General features: G+C 53.7%; 12 protein-coding genes and 1 other annotated feature. All 12 genes read left to right on the plus strand.

Annotation, left to right across the window (positions count from 1 at the left end):
• Positions 1–325: 325 nt before the first annotated feature.
• The 12 genes from KNP85_RS10940 to KNP85_RS10995 all read left to right on the plus strand — a co-directional run bounded on the left by KNP85_RS10940 (position 326) and on the right by KNP85_RS10995 (position 16,771).
• On the plus strand, positions 326–1,231 hold the full coding sequence (locus KNP85_RS10940; RefSeq protein ID WP_214752635.1) for a hypothetical protein: 906 nt from the start codon (positions 326–328) through the stop codon (positions 1,229–1,231).
• Positions 1,232–1,319: 88 nt separating this feature from the next.
• On the plus strand, positions 1,320–2,612 hold the full coding sequence (tig, locus tag KNP85_RS10945; protein ID WP_021066844.1) for a trigger factor: 1,293 nt from the start codon (positions 1,320–1,322) through the stop codon (positions 2,610–2,612).
• Between the two features lie 210 nt (positions 2,613–2,822).
• Positions 2,823–4,091, plus strand: coding sequence for an ATP-dependent protease ATP-binding subunit ClpX (gene clpX, locus KNP85_RS10950; RefSeq protein WP_021066845.1), 1,269 nt, complete (start codon positions 2,823–2,825; stop codon positions 4,089–4,091).
• A gap of 70 nt (positions 4,092–4,161) precedes the next feature.
• Positions 4,162–6,462 carry an endopeptidase La gene (lon, locus tag KNP85_RS10955; RefSeq protein WP_021066846.1) on the plus strand — a complete coding sequence of 767 codons (2,301 nt, stop codon included), beginning with the start codon at positions 4,162–4,164 and terminating at the stop codon, positions 6,460–6,462.
• A gap of 3 nt (positions 6,463–6,465) precedes the next feature.
• On the plus strand, positions 6,466–7,062 hold the full coding sequence (gene yihA, locus KNP85_RS10960) for a ribosome biogenesis GTP-binding protein YihA/YsxC (RefSeq protein WP_214803017.1): 597 nt from the start codon (positions 6,466–6,468) through the stop codon (positions 7,060–7,062).
• Between the two features lie 114 nt (positions 7,063–7,176).
• Positions 7,177–8,355, plus strand: a complete 1,179-nt coding sequence (locus tag KNP85_RS10965) for an AI-2E family transporter (protein ID WP_214803020.1) — start codon at positions 7,177–7,179, stop codon at positions 8,353–8,355.
• Positions 8,356–8,539: 184 nt separating this feature from the next.
• Complete coding sequence (hemA, locus tag KNP85_RS10970) at positions 8,540–9,883, plus strand: glutamyl-tRNA reductase (RefSeq protein WP_214803022.1); 1,344 nt, start codon at positions 8,540–8,542, stop codon at positions 9,881–9,883.
• A gap of 59 nt (positions 9,884–9,942) precedes the next feature.
• Entirely contained in the window at positions 9,943–10,860 is a 918-nt protein-coding gene (gene hemC, locus KNP85_RS10975; protein ID WP_214803025.1) for a hydroxymethylbilane synthase, read from the plus strand.
• A complete protein-coding gene (locus KNP85_RS10980) occupies positions 10,853–11,518 on the plus strand; it encodes a uroporphyrinogen-III synthase (RefSeq protein ID WP_214803028.1) in 666 nt (221 codons plus the stop codon). The genes hemC and KNP85_RS10980 overlap by 8 nt, the downstream gene beginning before the upstream one ends.
• Positions 11,515–12,495: a porphobilinogen synthase gene (gene hemB, locus KNP85_RS10985; protein ID WP_214752645.1), complete on the plus strand. Its 981-nt coding sequence runs from the start codon at positions 11,515–11,517 to the stop codon at positions 12,493–12,495. The genes KNP85_RS10980 and hemB overlap by 4 nt, the downstream gene beginning before the upstream one ends.
• Positions 12,492–13,796 carry a glutamate-1-semialdehyde 2,1-aminomutase gene (gene hemL / locus KNP85_RS10990; RefSeq protein WP_029595852.1) on the plus strand — a complete coding sequence of 435 codons (1,305 nt, stop codon included), beginning with the start codon at positions 12,492–12,494 and terminating at the stop codon, positions 13,794–13,796. The genes hemB and hemL overlap by 4 nt, the downstream gene beginning before the upstream one ends.
• Before the next feature lie 47 nt (positions 13,797–13,843).
• Positions 13,844–14,064, plus strand: a binding site (T-box leader).
• Between the two features lie 55 nt (positions 14,065–14,119).
• Positions 14,120–16,771 (plus strand): valine--tRNA ligase, encoded by a 2,652-nt coding sequence (locus KNP85_RS10995; protein ID WP_214803031.1) that lies wholly within the window; start codon positions 14,120–14,122, stop codon positions 16,769–16,771.
• Positions 16,772–16,803: the final 32 nt, after the last annotated feature.

Raw genomic sequence — 16,803 nt, forward strand, 5'->3', positions numbered from 1 at the left:
AAGATGGTTCGAAGGACTAAAGGTCGTCCTTTAGAGGTAGAGCCATTGAAGGAGCACCTTGCTCGTGAGGTTCCGTAGAGACTACACGTGTCGCACCTGAAATGGTGAAGATATAGTCCAGACTACAAACAACACACGTTGGTGGCGAAAGCCATGGTGGTAAGCTAAGGCGTCGGTCGGGGGTTCGAATCCCTCTTGGGACACTTCCATTTAAAATAGAGATAGCCTCCACGGAGGTTGTCTCTTTTTTCGTTTTTCGGGGTATTGATTGACAACGAATCGATTCCTAACGGAAGATGGAGATGAATGGAAAGGGTGTGGAGAGATGGCAAAAGAGAAAGCGTACCCGTTTCCTGGGAACTGGTCGCGGCTTCAGAAGATGATTCAAGAGGCGGACACGGCCGGAGAACGGCAACGGGTCGAACCGATTCTGTGGGATTGGTATGAGGCAGTGCCCGGTGATCCCTTTGTTTTCATGGAACTATTCCAATGTCTGATGGAACGTCCGGAAGAACCGGAGACGCTTGAGAAACTCGAAGAACTCGTCACGACTCAGATGACGGTCGCAGAAGAACCTGCAGCCGGCGGGCTTCAAATCGCCCAGTATTACATCATGCGTGACCAACCGTTCGAGGCGGCCCATTGGATCAATCGCTATCTCGAATGGCAAGAGAAGACTGATCACGTCAACACGCAAGCGCATCAAGTGTTGCAAGTGTTGAAGTTGACCGAGTTCCCGGCGGCAATCGCCAAAGTGAAGCGGATCCTGAATCGTGGCGGAATCGGTGAACAAATCGAGACACTCGAACACGTCCATTTCAACATCGACGACGTCCTCGACAACGTCTTGAAAGAACTTCTCGTCGCCGACCGTCCGAAATTGATGAAGTTGATCGTGCTTCAAAAAGCGTTCGACGAGTTGCCGGTCATCGAATGGACCGATCTTGGGACACGGCATCGGTTGACGCGAGACGAGGCGGCCGTGCATACACAAGCGTGGGAAGCGATGACGAATCAATTGCAGCGGGTCGTATATGGGGACGAAATCGCGACACAACTGCTCATGAACTACATGTATACGCATTACCCGTTCACACCGCAAGAAGCGTCTGACGTGGAGGCGGCGATCGGACAGGCGAAAACGGCCATCTTGCAACACGAGGAAACGGACGGCCTGGCAGCGGAAATCCTCGAGGCGGACATGCGTTTCACCGAGGCGTTTCTAGACTAAATCCTTGTGTGCAGTCGCCGGATTTATGCTATAATACGGATTGTTGTACATTCTTGTACGTATAAACGAATTGTTGGAGGGACTTAGCATGACAGCAAAATGGGAAAAAACATCAGGTAGCCAAGGCGTACTCACGTACGAAGCACCTGCAGAAGCTTTTGATAAAGCAGTCGACGCCGCATTCAAAGATGTCGTCAAAACTTTGAACGTGCCTGGCTTCCGTAAAGGGAAATTGCCACGCCCAATGTTCAACAAAATGTACGGAGAAGAAGCACTCTATCAAGATGCGCTCGATATCCTCTACCGTGACACAGTTCAAGGTGCGGTCGAAGAAGCTGGTTTCGAACCAATCGCTCTCGAAAACATCGATGTAGACGGCACGCTCGAAAAAGGCAAACCAGTAACGTTCAAAGTAACGTTCGTCGTTGAGCCAGAAGCTGAGCTTGGCGAATACAAAGGTCTCGAGTACGAAGCTGTTGAAACAACAGTCACTGACGAAGAAGTTGCAGCTGAACTTGACGCGCTTCAACAGCAAGGCGCAGAGCTTGCTGTTAAAGAAGGCGCAATCGAAAACGGCGATACAGCTGTCTTTGATTTCGCAGGTTTCGCTGACGGAGAGCAATTCGAAGGCGGCACGGCTGAAAACTACACGCTCGAAATCGGTTCAGGCCAATTCATCCCTGGATTCGAAGAGCAAATGGTCGGCTTGACGGCTGGCGAAGAAAAAGACGTTGAAGTAACATTCCCTGAAGAGTACCACGCTGACAACTTGGCGGGTAAACCAGCGACATTCAAAGTCAAACTTCACGAAGTCAAAGCGAAGCAAGTTCCTGAGCTCGACGACGAGTTCGCAAAAGACATCGACGAGTCAGTTTCATCACTCGACGAGTTGAAAGCGAAAATCCGTGAGCGTTTAGAAACTGCGAAGAAACAAGAAGCGGAAGGCACAATGCGCGACCAACTCGTCGAGCAAGCAACAGCTAACGCAACAATCGACGTACCTGCAGTACTCGTTGACCAAGAAGTAGATCGCATGGTTCAAGAGTTCGGCACACGTGTTTCTTCACAAGGAATCGACCTCGACATGTACTTCCAGCTTACTGGAACGACTGAAGAAGCGATGCGCGAAGAGATGAAAGAGCAAGCTGAAGAGCGCGTTAAAGCTCGTCTCGTCTTGAAAGCAATCGCTGAGAAAGAAGCGATTGAAGTGTCTGACGAAGATGCTGAGAAAGAACTCGAAGAAATGTCTAAACTTTACAACATCGCACCGGATCAACTCCGCACGATGCTCGCGCCACAAGGCGGAATCGAGACACTTAAAGGTGATCTCAAATTCCGCAAAGCGATCGACGTTCTCGTTGAAAACGGGAAAGCGAAGTAATCGGATGACAGAAGGACGGCTGCCTAGCAGTCGTCCTTTTTTTCGTCACGACACTTTGCATGTGTTTATCTTTGATGAAGTGATTTGTTCATGCTACAATTATTGCAACGCAGAGATGTAAATGTCTTTTCACGGTGCATGCGCACCTGGGAATACAAATAGGCGATTTATCGCACTTACATCCATTTTCATTTAGAAGGGGTGTACCGAATGTTCAAATTTAACGAGGAAAAGGGGCAACTCAAGTGCTCGTTTTGCGGAAAATCGCAAGAACAAGTCCGTAAATTAGTCGCCGGTCCTGGCGTATACATTTGTGACGAATGTATCGAACTTTGCAATGAAATCGTTGAGGAAGAGCTCGGTGTGGAGGAAGAAGTCGAATTTAAAGACATTCCAAAACCACAAGAGATTCGTAACATCCTAGACGATTATGTCATTGGTCAAGACCGCGCCAAACGTGCGCTTTCAGTAGCTGTCTATAACCACTATAAACGCATCAACGCCGGTGGCCGTTCTGATGATGTCGAACTTTCGAAGTCGAACATCGTCATGATTGGACCAACAGGTAGCGGTAAGACGCTTCTCGCTCAGACGATGGCTCGCGTCTTGAACGTCCCGTTCGCAATCGCGGACGCGACGAGCTTGACGGAAGCCGGTTACGTCGGGGAAGACGTCGAGAACATCTTGCTCAAGTTGATTCAATCGGCTGACTATGATGTCGAGAAGGCTGAAAAAGGGATTATCTACATCGATGAAATCGATAAGATTGCCCGTAAGTCGGAAAACCCATCAATCACGCGTGACGTATCGGGTGAAGGCGTTCAGCAGGCACTTCTTAAAATCTTGGAAGGAACGGTCGCAAGCGTGCCGCCGCAAGGTGGACGCAAGCATCCGCATCAAGAGTTCATTCAAATCGATACGACGAACATCTTGTTCATCGTCGGCGGCGCGTTCGCTGGCATCGAAGCGGTCGTCAAACGCCGCATCGGTAAGAAAGTCATCGGATTTGGGAACGACCAAGAAAATCGCGAGTTGACGCAAGAAGACTTGCTCGCCCGCGCGCTTCCGGAAGACCTTCAGAAGTTCGGATTGATTCCGGAATTCATCGGTCGTTTACCGGTCATGGCGACGCTCACGACGCTTGACGAAGAAGCACTCGTCGAGATCTTGACGAAGCCGAAGAACGCCCTCGTTCGTCAGTACGAGAAAATGCTCGAACTCGACGATGTCGAACTCTCGTTCACAGACGAGGCGTTGGTTGAAATCGCCAAACTTGCGATCAAACGTAAGACAGGCGCACGCGGTCTCCGCTCGATTATCGAAGAAATGATGCTCGATGTGATGTTCACTGTCCCATCGCGCGACGATATCGAGAAAGTCATCATCACGGATGAAACGATTACGGGTCTTGCCGGTCCGAAATACGTCCTTCGCGATGGTACTGTCGAACAGACAGGCGACAATAAAGAGACAGCATAATTTTGAACGAAAAAGGCTCAAACACTCGGCACATCCGAGTTTTGGGCCTTTTTGCACAGGAGGCGTTGTAATGGAACAATTACCAATCCTTCCTTTGCGTGGAGTCGTGGTGTATCCGCTCATCGGAGTGACAATCGACGTGGGGCGTCCGCTCTCCCTACGAGCACTCCTTGCCGCAAAGGAACACGAGACAGATTTGATTGTTGTGACACAAAAAGAGACGGGGAAAGAATCACCTGAACCGGAAGACTTGTACGCGATCGGGACGCGCGTCCATATCGCCAAGATGAGCGAGCTGTCGAACGAGACAGTCCGCGTCCGCTTGGTCGGGAAAGAACGCGTCAAGATCAACTCGATCGAAGAGACGAAGGAAGGCTGGTTCGCAGACGTCGAGCCACTTGAACTCGTCGAAGGGGAAGAAGTCGAGCGGACGGCACTCGTGCGCTTATTGAAAGAACAGTTCGGAAAACTCGTCGGGTCCATCAAAGGATTGTCACCGGACGAGCGTCGTCGTTTCGAGATGTATGAACGGCTCGAGTCGTTGACCGACTATATCGCGTCGAAGCTCGACGTCGACGTCGATATCCGCCAAGCGATGCTCGAAGAACCGGACGCCGTCAAACGCGGCTTAGAGCTGCTCGAGATTATGACGCACGAGGTCGAGATCATCGAGCTCGAGCAAGAGTTGCGCGAACGGACGAAGAAGACGATCGAACAGGCACAAAAAGAGTACTATTTGCGCGAACAGATGAAGACGATTCAGCAAGAGCTCGGCGACCAGTCGCAAGAGTCTGAACCGAACCGTCTCCGTGAGAAACTCGAGGCGCTCGATTTGCCTGAGACGACACGGAAGAACGTCATGCGCGAAGCCGAGCGGTTGAACGTCGTCCCGGCGACGTCACCCGAGTATGCCGTCATCCGCAACTATCTCGACTGGATCGCCTCGCTCCCGTGGGGCATCGAGACGGAAGATAAACTCGACGTCAAACATGCGGCCGATGTGTTAGATGACGACCACTACGGGCTCGAGTCGGTGAAAGACCGGATCCTCGAGTACTTGGCGGTCCGTCAATTGACGAACTCGCTCCGTGGACCGATTCTTTGTCTCGCCGGACCTCCAGGGGTCGGGAAGACGTCACTCGCCCGCTCGATCGCGTCGGCGCTCGAACGTCACTTCGTCCGTGTCTCGCTCGGTGGGGTACGTGACGAGGCCGAGATTCGTGGGCACCGTCGCACATACATCGGTGCGATGCCAGGCCGCATCATCCGTGGCTTGAAACAGGCCGAGAGCAAAAACCCGGTGTTCTTGCTCGACGAGATCGACAAGATGGCGTCCGATTTCCGAGGTGACCCGGCGTCGGCTATGCTCGAAGTGCTCGACCCGGAACAGAACGTTTCGTTCTCGGACCACTATATCGAGGAACCGTTCGACTTATCGAACGTGCTCTTCATCGCGACGGCGAACGACGTCTCGCAAATTCCGGCGCCGCTCCTTGACCGGATGGAACTCATCCAAATCGGCGGCTACACGGAACTCGAGAAAGTCGAGATCGCCAAGCGTCACTTAGTACCGAAACAGTATAAAGAGCACGGCTTGAAGAAGAGCCAGCTCACGATTAAAGAGGACGCACTTTACGAAGTCGTTCGCCGTTACACGCGTGAGGCCGGTGTCCGGAACTTGGAACGCGTCATCGGTTCACTTTGCCGGAAAGCGGCGAAGCAAATCGCCATCGGCGAGAAGAAACGCGTCACCGTCTCATTGAAGAGCCTCGGCGACTACCTCGGGAAACCGAAGTACCGCTATGGCAAAGGGGAGACGGAAGACTCGATCGGTGCTGTCACCGGACTCGCCTACACGGCGTTCGGGGGCGACACGCTCACGATTGAAGTCGCACTCGCACCTGGTAAAGGCAAGCTCCAGTTGACGGGGAAACTCGGTGACGTCATGCAAGAGTCGGCGCAGACGGCGTATAGCTACGTCCGTTCAAACGCGGAACGGTTCGGGATTGACCCGACGTTCTACGAGCGCCAAGACGTGCATATCCACGTGCCGGAAGGTGCCGTCCCGAAAGACGGACCATCGGCCGGGATCACCATCGCAACGGCGCTCATCTCGGCGTTGACCGGGAAGAAAGTCCGCCGCGACATCGGCATGACCGGGGAAATCACACTCCGCGGCCGTGTCCTGCCAATCGGTGGCTTGAAAGAGAAAGCGCTCGCCGCGCACCGAGCCGGCTTGACGACCATCGTCATTCCGAAAGACAATGAGCGTGACATCGATGACATTCAAGACACCGTCCGTGAGAAACTGACGTTCGTCCCGGTCACGACGCTCGATCAAGTATTAGAAGTAGCATTTGGAGGAAATTAAATAATGAAAATCACTAAAGCAGAATTCGTCACAAGTGCCGTCGCACCGGACCATTACCCGATTCACGAGTTGCCGGAAGTCGCACTCGCCGGACGTTCGAACGTTGGGAAATCATCGTTCATCAACAAGATTTGTCAGCGCAAAGCACTTGCACGGACGTCTTCGAAGCCAGGGAAGACGCAGACGCTGAACTTCTTCAACATCAACGATGAAATCATGTTCGTCGACGTCCCGGGCTACGGCTACGCGAAAGTCTCGAAGACGGAGCGCGAGAAGTGGGGCGTCATGATGGAGCAATATTTGACGTCACAGAGCGCGCTTCGCGGCGTCGTCCTGTTGGTCGATATCCGTCATGAGCCGTCAAGTGACGACGTGACGATGTACAACTTCTTGAAGCATTACGAAATTCCGGTCATCGTCGTGGCGACGAAACTCGATAAAATCAAGAAGGCGCAACGTCAAAAACATGAGGCGGCGGTGAAACGCAAGCTTCAGTTTGAATCGACTGACCGGTTCGTCGCATTCTCGGCGGAGACGGCAGAAGGAAAAGACGAGGCATGGAAAGCAATTTATGATTTATTGACACGCGAAGAAGATTGACCGAAGACGAGGGCAACCCCTCGTCTTTTTTGTTTTCAGGGTTACGAGAGCGGGTAATTATCGTATAATTGTCCTAATTACATAAGACAAGAGAATAGAGAACGAGGTGGAAAGATGCAAATCATGTTTCAGAACAAATGGTACCGCTTTTTATTTTGGACGCTGACGATTTTCTTGGTCATCTGGGTCGGGACGGAAATTTCATTCGTGTTCCAACCAGTCCAAGTCATTTTGGCGCTCGTCACGGTACCGCTCATCATTGCCGGACTTTTTTATTATTTCTTAGTCGGGATTGTCGATTTCTTAGAAAAACGGATGGACGGCAAACGGCCGCTCGCCGTCGGAATTACGCTTGGCGGACTCGTGCTCGTGTTCACGCTCGTCTTCAGCATCCTTGGACCGGTGCTCGCGGAACAGGTGACGTCACTCGTCAACGCGATGCCGAGCATCGCCAAAGAGTTGCAGGTACAGGCGTTCGCCGTTCGTGACTCGCTCATGCAAAATGAGTTCTTGTCACGCTTCATCGCTGAAAACGATGACATGTTCACTGACTTCACGAATAACGTGACGTCATATCTCGGAGACGTCTTCGGAAATATCGCCTCGTCATTCGGTCGTCTGGTCGGCTTCATCACGTCGGCCGTCATCACAATCGTCGTCATCCCGTTCATGCTTTTGTATATGTTGCTTGATGGGAAACGTCTTCCGGACTCGATCGTGAAGTTGTTGCCGTCGAGTTATGAGACGGAGACACGCAAAATTTTGCATGACATGCATACGACGGTTAAAAACTACGTCCATGCCCAGTTGATCGTGGCGTTCTTCGTCGGAATCACGTCGCTCATCGGATTATGGATTATCGGACTCGACTATGCCATCCTACTCGCGCTTTTCATGATGGTGACGAACATTATCCCGTACGTCGGACCGTTCCTCGGTGCGGCACCGGCCGTTGTCGTCGCTTTCATCCAAGATCCGATTAAAGTGCTTTGGGTCATCGTCGTCATCATCATCGTCCAACAGATCGAATCGAACGTCATCTCGCCGCTCATCCAAGGTAAGTCGCTCAAGGTGCACCCGCTGACGATCATCATCGTCTTACTCGTCGCCGGGAACTTGGCCGGGATTATAGGGATGCTTATCGCGGTCCCATTCTACGCGGTGGCAAAAGTCGTCGTGAAAAACATCGTCCGCATCTACAAGCTGAGGGAACGGAAGCATTATCTCGAAGCGGAAGAAGAGGAAAAGAAACAAGAGAGTACAATCATCACCGATCCGAAAACTTTTAATTGATGGAACAAGTAGAAATGGTCGTCATGTCCGTTTCTACTTTTTTCTGTCACAAAAAATTCTTATTTTATTTCAGGAAAATCAAACAGAAGATTATAGTTCACAGATAAGAACTGTTATAATGTACGGTAGAGATTGATATAGAAAAGACAACCGTCGGTGGATTTTGGATGAGGGGAAGAGATACATGCATATTGTCGTCGTTGGACTAAATAACAAGACAGCCCCTGTCGCGATTCGGGAGCAGTTCTCGTTTGGGGAGCAAGAAATCGTGGATGCGATGATTGCACTTCGCGAAGAGAAAAGCATTTTTGAATCGGTTATTTTGTCTACGTGTAACCGGACGGAGCTATACGTCGTCACCGACCAGCTCCACACAGGACGCTATTATACAAAACGGTTTTTAGCCAACTGGTTTGATTTAGAGATGGACCAATTCACACCGTATTTATCGATTCGTGAGGGAGAAGAGGCGATTCGCCACTTGTTCCGTGTCACGTCTGGACTTGATTCGATGATTATTGGGGAAACACAGATTTTAGGGCAAGTAAAATCGAGCTTCTTCCGTGCCCAAGAGAACGGGACGACGGGAACGGTGTTCAACAAGCTGTTCAAAGAAGCCGTGACGCTCGCCAAACGTGCCCATACTGACACGCAAATTGGGGAAATGTCGGTATCGGTCAGCGCGGCAGCGGTCACGCTCGCTCAAGAGATGTATACGTCGCTCGATGACAAACAAGTCGTCGTCGTCGGGGCGGGGGAGACAGGCGAGTTGACGACGCTCAACTTGTTCGAGGCCGGTGCGAAACAGATTGCCGTCTTTAACCGGACCGAGAGCAAAGCGAAAGCGGTCGCCGACAAGTTCAAAGGTCGGGCCCACTCGATTCGTGAGATTGCTTGCGGCTTGCTCGACGCCGATATTTTAATCAGCTCGACCGGTGCGAAAGAAGCGGTCATCGCCTATGATGACGTCGCCGCAGCTCAACTGCTCCGCCGGGAACGTCCACTGTTATTAATCGACATTGCCGTGCCGCGAGATATCGATCCAGCGGTCCGGGCGCTTCCAGGCGTCCACTTGTTCGATGTTGATGACTTGAACGGCATCGTCAATAAAAACTTGGCGGCCCGTCTCGTTGAAGCCGAAAAGATTGAAATCAAAATCGATGAGGCGATTCAAGAGTTTCAAGCGTGGCTCATCACGCTTGGTGTCGTGCCAATCATGAATGAATTGCGCGCCCGTGCGCTCAACATTCAAGAAGAGACGATGGAAAGCCTTGAGCGCAAGCTCGATCATCTATCTGACCGGGATAAAAAAGTCATCGGAAAACATATGAAGTCAATCATTAACCAGATGCTTCGTGAACCGATCGACTATATTAAAGACGCCGCCGCGCAACCGGATGCGAACACACGCATCAATCAGTTCGTGGAGACGTTCGGTCTGGATGTCGACGTCCCTGACGCCGAACCGGAAACGGAAGAAACGGAAGCGATGTCAGCCAAAGCACCACTTCGAGCCTTGATGCGCTAATACAAAACAAAAAAGGCGGCGGATCTCGTCGCCTTTTTCTATGAAGGGGATAACCGATTATGCGTAAAATTATCGTCGGCTCACGCCGCTCACAACTTGCGATGACACAGACGAAATGGGTCATCGACCAATTGAAGAAAGCCGGGGCTCAAAACGAGTTCGAAATCAAAGAAATCGTGACGAAAGGGGACCAAATTGTCGACGTACAGCTATCAAAGGTCGGCGGCAAAGGCTTGTTCGTCAAAGAGATTCAACAACAGATGATTGCCGGCGATATCGATTTCGCCGTCCACAGCATGAAAGACGTCCCGGCCGAGCTGCCGGAAGAACTCTATATCAGCTGCATGCCGAAACGAGTCGACGCCCGTGACGTGCTCATCTGCGAGAACGGCTATACGCTCGAGACGCTCCCGGAAGGTGCCGTCATCGGGACGAGCTCACTTCGTCGCGGTGCCCAGATGCTCGCCGCTCGTCCGGACTTCGACATTCAATGGATTCGTGGCAACATCGACACGCGCCTCAAAAAACTCGAGACGGAACACTTCAACGCCATCTTGCTCGCCAAAGCCGGGCTCGAACGGATGGGGTGGACGGACCGCGTCGACTTCGAAGCGCTTGACGCCGACATGATGGTCCCGGCCGTCGGACAAGGCGTGCTCGCCATCGAGAGCCGGAAAGACGATGCCGAAGTGACGGCCATCTTGCAACTATTGCACGATGACGTGACAGCGAAAGCCGCGACGGCCGAGCGGACGTTCCTCAAGGCGATCGAAGGCAGTTGCCATGTACCGGTCGGCGGTTATGCGACGGTCGACGGGGATGACGTGACGCTCACAGGTCTCATCGCCTCGGTCGACGGCAAAGAAGTGCTCCGCGTGACGAAGACGTCGTCAGACGCGGTCGCACTCGGGAAAGACGTAGCAGACGACCTGCTCGGACGCGGCGGGCGCGAAATTCTCGCCTCGGTCAATGCGTGACGTCTGGTACACAGGGACAAAACGACTGACCGCTTCGCAGCGAGCCCGGCTCACCGCGAGCGGTCTTTCCGTTCATCACGTCCCGCTCATCGAGACGAGATTGACACATGAGCCGATGCCGATTACAGATTTCGATTGGCTCGTCGTGACGAGCCAGACGGCAGTGCCGGCACTCCGTGACGTCCCGCGTGACGTCCGGGTCGCGGCCGTCGGCGAGAAGACGAAACAAGCACTCGAGGCCGTCGGGTTCACCGTCGCGCTCATGCCGGAGACGTACACGGGCGAGGCGTTGTTCCGCGACCTCGCGGAAGTCGTCCAGACAGGCGAGGTCGTCCTGTTCGCCCGGGGTGACTTGGCGAATACGGCGCATATGGCACGACTCGAACGCGTCCATGACTGGGTCGTCTATGAGACGATCGGCCGTGAACTGACGGAAGCAGAGGTCAAAGAACTCGAACAGGTCGAGGCGCTCCTCGTCCTCAGCCCGTCCGCCGTCCGAGCGCTCAAGCCGTACCTCGACCATTTTCACGGGACGTGGTACGCCATCGGTGAAGTGACCGAGCGCGCCGTCCTGGAAGTGTCGACGTTACCGGTCCGAGTGCCTGAGTGTTATACTATGGATGCATTAATACAGTGTATAGGGGAGGATTTTTCATGAACCAGTTTGACCGTCACCGTCGCCTTCGTTCCTCGAAGTCGATGCGTGCACTCGTACGTGAAAATCATGTTCGGAAAGAAGATTTGATTTACCCGCTCTTCATTATCGAAGGGACAGACATTAAACGTGAAGTCAGCTCGATGCCGGGCGTCTTCAACTTCTCGCTCGACCGTCTCGAGGACGAGATCAACGAGATTGTCGACCTCGGCATTCAATCGGTGCTCTTGTTCGGCGTGCCGGAACATAAAGACCCGGAAGGTACGGAAGCGTATCATGACCACGGCATCGTCCAAGAAGCGATCCGTAAAGTGAAAGAGTGGGCACCACAGCTCACGGTCATCGCCGACACGTGCCTGTGCGAATATACGTCGACAGGCCATTGCGGCATCGTGAAGAACGGTGACGTCGATAACGACGCGTCGCTACCACTTCACGTCCAGACGGCCATCACGCAAGCGCAAGCAGGCGCTGACATCATTGCGCCGAGCTCGATGATGGACGGCTTCGTCGCCGCCATCCGTGAAGGACTCGACCAAAACGGGTTCAACCATATCCCGATCATGAGTTACGGCGTTAAGTACGCATCGGCGTATTACGGACCGTTCCGTGACGCAGCGCAATCGGCACCTGGTGAAGGCGACCGCAAAGGCTATCAGATGGACCCGGCCAACCGCCGTGAAGCGTTCCGCGAATCACAATCGGACGTCGAGCAAGGCGCCGATTTCATGATCGTCAAACCGGCGCTCGCGTTCATGGACATCATCCGTGACATGCGCGACTCGCTCGATATGCCGATTGTGGCGTATAACGTGAGTGGAGAGTACGCCATGGTCAAAGCGGCTGCTTTGAACGACTGGGTCGATGAGCAACGTATCGTCATGGAGACGATGGTCGGCTTCAAACGGGCCGGTGCGGACCTCATCGTTACGTATTTCGCAAAAGACGTCTGTCGCTATTTGGAAGGAGACTACGCATGACCTACAAACAAACACGCTCAGAAGCGGCGTTCGAACAAGCACGTCCGCTCATGCCGGGCGGGGTGAACAGCCCGGTCCGTGCTTATAAATCAGTCGGCATGACGCCAATCTTTGCTGAACGCGGCGAAGGCTCGCGCGTCTACGACATCGATGGCAACGAATATATCGACTACGTCCTCTCATGGGGACCACTCATCCTCGGCCACCGTGACCCTGTCGTCACGAAGGCGATTCAAGAGCAAGCCGAAAAAGGCTGGACGTTCGGGACACCGACCGAGCTTGAAACGAAAATGGCCGAGCTCGTCATCGAGCGCGTCCCATCGATTGAGATGGTGCGCATGGTCAACTCGGGTACGGAAGCGACGATGGCGGCCCTCCGCCTCGCACGCGGCTACACGGGCAAGACAAAAATCTTGAAGTTCGAAGGCTGCTACCACGGCCACGGCGACTCGCTCCTCATCAAGGCCGGTTCGGGTGTCGCGACGCTCGGTCTCCCGGACTCGCCGGGCGTGCCGAAAGACTTGGCGAGCCAGACGCTCACGGTGCCATATAACGATTTGGATGCTCTCCGCATCGCCTTCGAGAAGTTTGGCGACGATATCGCTGGTGTCATCGTCGAACCGGCGGCTGGTAACATGGGCTTCGTGCCGCCGCAACCTGGCTTCCTCGAAGGACTCCGCGAGATCACGGAACAGTACGGCTCGCTCCTCATCTTTGACGAGGTCATGACCGGATTCCGGGTCGGCTATAACTGTGCCCAAGGCTACTTCGGCGTGACGCCGGACTTGACGTGTCTCGGGAAAGTCATCGGCGGCGGCCTTCCGGTCGGTGCCTACGGTGGGAAACGCGAAATTATGGAACAAATCGCGCCGCAAGGACCGATTTACCAGGCAGGGACGCTCTCGGGCAACCCGCTCGCGATGATTGCCGGCTACACGACGTTGTCGCAACTCAAGCCTGAGCACTATGCCGAGTTCGAACGCAAAGCGGACCGTCTCGCCGAAGGCTATACGAAAGCGGCCGAGAAGTATAACATCCCGCACGACACGAACCGGGCCGGCTCGATGTTCGGATTCTTCTTCACGAACGAGAAAGTGACGAACTTCGAGAAGGCGAAGACGGCGAACCTCGACTTGTTCCGCGCTTACTATCAGAAGATGGCGGCGCGCGGCGTGTTCTTGCCACCGTCACAGTTCGAAGGATTGTTCCTCTCGACCGTGCATACGGACGAAGATATCGACTTGACGCTCGCAGCGGTCGAGGCGACGTTCAAAGAGTTGCAACAAGAGTTTTCACTGTAATCTTGACGGAAACAGCTTCTGTCGCTACAATTGTTTAACAGATACGAACAAAAGCTACGATGAGGAATAGTACGCCAACAACATCCTTTTTCAGAGACGCGGCCGCTTGGTGCGAGGCCGCGAAGGATGGTGCGGAAGTCGCCTCGGAGCTGACCTTTTGAACGAAGTAGGAAGGTCCGGTCCATCGACCGTTATTCGATTTTGAGGGCGCCACATGTTGGCGAACTAAGGTGGTACCGCGGAAGATACGGCTTCTTTCGTCCTTAGCGTTAAGGACGAGAGTAGCCGTTTTTTTGTCCACATTATTAGAGGAGGTTGGGCATATGGCCAACGAGACAAACGAAATCACCATGCCGACGAAGTACGATCCAAGTGCGACGGAAGCGAAATGGTATGACTACTGGTTAGAGAACGACGTATTCAAAGCAGACGAGGACGATTCAAAACAGCCGTACACGATTGTCATCCCGCCACCGAACGTAACAGGGAAACTTCACCTCGGACACGCGTGGGACACGACGCTCCAAGACTTATTGACGCGCCTCAAGCGCATGCAAGGCTATGACGTCCTTTGGCTTCCAGGGATGGACCACGCCGGTATCGCGACACAAGCGAAAGTCGAACAGAAGCTCCGTGAGGACGGCATCATGCGTTATGACCTCGGACGCGAAAAGTTCCTCGAGAAGACGTGGGAATGGAAAGACGAGTACGCCGACACGATCCGTGCCCAGTGGTCAAAACTTGGCCTCGGTCTCGATTACTCACGTGAGCGCTTCACGCTCGACGAAGGACTCTCGAAAGCGGTCCAGGAAGTATTCGTTCGTCTCTATGAGAAAGGCTTGATTTACCGTGGCGAGTATATCGTCAACTGGGACCCGGCACAAAAGACGGCCGTCTCCGATATTGAAGTTATTTATCAAGAAGTCGAAGGCGCATTCTACCACATGAAGTATCCGCTTGCGGACGGCTCGGGCCACATCGAGATCGCAACGACACGTCCGGAGACGATGCTCGGCGATACGGCCGTTGCCGTTAACCCGAAAGATGAGCGTTACGCGCACCTCGTCGGCAAGACGATCATGCTTCCGGTCATGAACCGCGAGATTCCGATCGTCGCTGACGACTACGTCGACATGGAGTTCGGTACAGGTTGCGTCAAGATCACACCGGCGCACGACCCGAACGACTTCGAGATCGGGAACCGCCACGAGCTCCCGCGCATCCTCGTCATGGACGAAGGCGGCAAGATGAACGAGAACGCAGGCAAGTACGAAGGGCTCGACCGCTTCGAATGCCGCAAGCAACTCGTCAAAGACCTAGAAGCAGACGGCACGCTCGTCAAAATCGAGCCGCACACGCACTCGGTCGGTCACTCGGAACGTTCAGGAGCGGTCATCGAGCCTTATCTTTCGAAACAGTGGTTCGTCGACATGGAGCCGCTCGCGAAAGCAGCGCTCGAAGCGCAAGGACATGACGACACGAAAGTCAACTTCGTCCCAGAGCGGTTCGAAGGCACGTACCTCCGTTGGATGGAGAACATCCGCGATTGGTGTATCAGCCGTCAACTCTGGTGGGGCCACCGCATCCCGGCTTGGTACCATAACGAGACAGGTGAGATTTATGTAGGTAAAGAAGCACCGGCTGACAGTGAGAACTGGCACCAAGATGAGGACGTGCTCGACACATGGTTCTCGTCAGCGCTCTGGCCGTTCTCGACGATGGGCTGGCCGGACACGGACTCAGCAGACTTCAAACGTTACTTCCCGACGAGCGCGCTCGTCACGGGTTACGATATCATCTTCTTCTGGGTATCGCGCATGATTTTCCAATCGCTCGAGTTCACTGGGAAGCAGCCGTTCAACGATGTGCTCATCCACGGTCTCATCCGCGACTCGGAAGGCCGCAAGATGTCGAAGTCGCTCGGTAACGGCGTCGACCCGATGGAAGTCATCGACCAATACGGTGCGGACTCGCTCCGCTGGTTCCTCCTCACGGGATCGACACCAGGGAACGACCTTCGCTTCTATTGGGAGAAGATCGAATCGACATGGAACTTCGCGAACAAGATTTGGAACGCGAGCCGTTTCGCCCTTATGAACATGGACGGCATGAAGTATGAGGACATCGACCTGTCAGGGGAGAAGACGCTCGCTGACAAGTGGATTCTCACGCGCTTGAACGATACGATCGACCAAGTGACGCGTCTCGTCGATAAGTACGAGTTCGGCGAAGCCGGCCGTTACTTGTACAACTTCATCTGGGAAGAGTTCTGTAACTGGTACATCGAGATGGCGAAACTCACGCTCTACGGTGAGGACGAGGCGGCGAAAGCGACGACACGTTCAGTGCTCGCGTACACGCTCGACTCGATCATGCGTCTCATGCATCCGTTCATGCCGTTCCTCACAGAGGAAATCTGGCAGCACTTGCCGCACGAAGGCGACTCAATCGTCCGTGCGAGCTACCCGACACGCCGCGACGAGCTCCACTTTGCGGACTCGGTACCAGCGTTTGAAGCGGTCATGAACGTCATCCGTTCGGTCCGTAACATCCGTTCGGAAGTGAACGCACCGATGTCGAAACCGATTCAGCTCTTCATCTCGACGTCGGATGAGGCGACTCAAGATTACTTGAGTGCGAACGAAACGACAATCGGCAAGTTCACGAACGCGACCGAGCTCGAAATCGGACGTGGCTTGACGTCTCCTGATAAGTCGATGTCAGCCATCATGACGGGTGCGGAACTGTTCATCCCACTCGCTGACCTCATCAACTTTGAGGAAGAAATCGCCCGTCTTGAAAAAGAAGTGGCGAAGTATGAGAAGGAAGTCGAGCGCGTTCAGAAGAAACTCGGCAACCCAGGCTTCACTGGCAAGGCACCGGCTCACGTCATCGACGAAGAGAAGGCGAAAGAGAAAGACTACCTCGACAAACGTGACGCAGTCCGTGCGCGTTTGGAAGAGTTGCGTAAATAATGAATCAACCTTCTTTGGAGACTTGTTCTCCG

The sequence above is a fragment of the Exiguobacterium sp. s194 genome, assembly GCF_018618275.1.
GTDB classification, from domain to species: domain Bacteria; phylum Bacillota; class Bacilli; order Exiguobacteriales; family Exiguobacteriaceae; genus Exiguobacterium; species Exiguobacterium chiriqhucha.